Source organism: Bradyrhizobium sp. (genome assembly GCF_049798375.1).
Lineage (GTDB): Bacteria > Pseudomonadota > Alphaproteobacteria > Rhizobiales > Xanthobacteraceae > Bradyrhizobium.
The window spans coordinates 1-1,600 of record NZ_JBARGP010000137.1; the positions used below are offsets into that span (position 1 = coordinate 1).

Genomic DNA, 1,600 nt, shown 5'->3' on the forward strand with positions numbered 1-1,600 from the left:
GCCCCCCTACTCCGCCGCCTCTGCCAGCGCCGGCATCGGCTCGCGCGCCAACCACCCGTCGACAAAATGCGCCAGCCAGGCGCGCTCGGCGGGATCGTGCACCGCGCGGCCTTCGAAATGGTGATGCCGCGGCCGCGCACCGGGCGTATCGAGCCTTGCATGGCCGCGCGTGGTCCAGCGGCACATCATCGCGGTGGTCACGTCTGGATGGAATTGCAGCCCGGTGGCGTTGCCGTATTGATAGGCCTGGTTCGGAAAGTCGCCGCCTGCGGCCAGCAACTCGGCGCCGGCCGGAAGCTCAAAGCCTTCGCGATGCCAGTGATAGACCTGCTCCGGCCACAGCGGGCACAGCTTGCGACCGGCAGCGGTGGGGCGGACCGGATAATAGCCGATCTCGGCGCGACCTTCCGGATGCGGCGCGACCTTGGCGCCGAGCTGGATCGCCAGCATCTGCGCGCCAAGGCAGATGCCGAGAAAGGGCCGCTGCTCGCGCAGGGGCACCTCGATCCAGTCGATCTCGCGCCGGACATACTCGTCCGGGTCATTCGCGCTCATCGGACCGCCGAAAATCACGGCACCGGCATGCGCATCGAGTGTGTCGGGAAGCGGATCGCCGAACCGCGGCCGGCGAATGTCGAGGATGTGGCCGAGCGCGCGCAGCGCGTTGCCGACGCGGCCGGGGCTCGATGTTTCCTGGTGCAGGATGACGAGGACGGGACGCAGCGGCGCAGAGGCCCCGCCTGTCACCGGGATTGACTGCCGAAAACCCGCTTTGGCGGCCTCGATCGGCACGAGCGATGGATATTGGCTGATCATCAAGCGTCAATCATAGCTAAGCGAAAGTTAACAGTGCGTGAGCGATGTCACCTTCACAAAGCAAGGGACGGGCCAGCCCGTAGTCTTTCGGATAACGATCGAGCGCTGCTCAGCTGCGGCGCAGCTGCAGCCGTCCCACCGCTTCCAGGACGAAGCTGCGCGGAAACCAGCGCAGCATGAACGGCACGATCTTGATGCCCAGCCCCGGCAGCACCACGCGCTTGCCGCTCATCAGCCCGCGATAGCCGGCCTCGGCCACGGCCTGTGGCGAGACCTGAAGCAGCGCCGGATCGGCACCGGGCCTGACGCCGGCCCGCGCCTGGAATTCAGACGGCACCGGCCCGGGGCACAGCACGGTGACGCGCACGCCGTGCGGCGCGAGCTCCTTGTGCAGCGCCTCGGTGAACGAGATCACATAGGCCTTCGAGGCGTAATAGACCGCCATGCCCGGGCCTGGCAGGAAGCCTGCAACGGAGCCGAGATTGAGGATGCCGCCGCGATTCCTGATCAGCTGATCGGTGAAGCGCAGCGACAGGTCGGTCAGGCTGCGGACGTTGACCGCGATCATGTCGAGCTGCTCGGCGCGATCGAGCTTCACCGCCGGGCCGAACAGGCCGAAGCCGGCGTTGTTGACGAGATATTCGACCTCGACGCCGGCCGCGTTGAGCGCCGACGCGATACTGTCAGCCGCATCGGGCGCTCTGAGATCGCAGGGAATGACGAGCGGAGCCGGCGCGCCCTTGGCGACAAGTTCTTGCGCCAGCGCATGCAGACGATCTTCGCG

2 protein-coding genes are annotated in these 1,600 nt (G+C 67.2%); both read right to left on the bottom strand.

The window, feature by feature from the left end; translation table 11 throughout:
- Positions 1-6 precede the first annotated feature (6 nt).
- The gene (locus tag WA702_RS06000) at positions 7-816 is read right to left on the bottom strand and encodes a glutamine amidotransferase (RefSeq protein WP_425109615.1); all 810 of its coding nucleotides are present in this window, start codon (positions 814-816) and stop codon (positions 7-9) included.
- A 109-nt stretch (positions 817-925) separates the two neighbouring features.
- The coding region (locus WA702_RS06005; protein ID WP_425109616.1) for an SDR family NAD(P)-dependent oxidoreductase at positions 926-1,600 on the bottom strand (675 nt) is incomplete at its 5' end.